This window comes from Paenibacillus sp. FSL R5-0490 (assembly GCF_001956215.1).
In the GTDB taxonomy this organism is placed as follows: domain Bacteria; phylum Bacillota; class Bacilli; order Bacillales; family Cytobacillaceae; genus Cytobacillus.
Map to the genome: position 1 here is coordinate 1 of NZ_MRTQ01000055.1, position 483 is coordinate 483.

General features: G+C 50.9%; 4 tRNA genes. All 4 read left to right on the forward strand.

Going from position 1 to position 483, the window contains the following annotated elements:
• Positions 1–33: 33 nt before the first annotated feature.
• The 4 genes from BK139_RS23350 (at position 34) to BK139_RS23365 (ending at position 483) form a co-directional block, all read left to right on the forward strand.
• Positions 34–118, forward strand: a tRNA-Leu gene (locus BK139_RS23350).
• A gap of 60 nt (positions 119–178) precedes the next feature.
• Positions 179–264, forward strand: a tRNA-Leu gene (locus tag BK139_RS23355).
• 60 nt (positions 265–324) lie between these two features.
• Positions 325–401, forward strand: a tRNA-Arg gene (locus tag BK139_RS23360).
• 5 nt (positions 402–406) lie between these two features.
• Positions 407–483, forward strand: a tRNA-Pro gene (locus tag BK139_RS23365).

The following is a 483-nucleotide window of genomic DNA, read 5'->3' on the forward strand; positions in this document are numbered from 1 at the left end:
GTCCTTCATGGCTCACCATCTTAAATTTTATATGCGGGTGTGGCGGAATTGGCAGACGCACCAGACTTAGGATCTGGCGCCGCAAGGCGTGGGGGTTCGACTCCCTTCACCCGCACCATTAATTACCATTGAATTAACGCATCTCGTTTTGGTATGATGTTACTTGTCGCTTTGTTAAGCGGTCGTGGCGGAATGGCAGACGCGCTAGGTTGAGGGCCTAGTGGGGGCAACCCCGTGGAGGTTCAAGTCCTCTCGGCCGCACCAAAAAAAGTTGTTGATATCTGAATTTAAGATCGTTATAATATAAGAGTTGCTTTAATAGATGCGCCCGTAGCTCAATTGGATAGAGCGTTTGACTACGGATCAAAAGGTTAGGGGTTCGACTCCTCTCGGGCGCGCCATTATACGGGGAGTAGCTCAGCTTGGTAGAGCACTTGGTTTGGGACCAAGGGGTCGCAGGTTCGAATCCTGTCTTCCCGACCA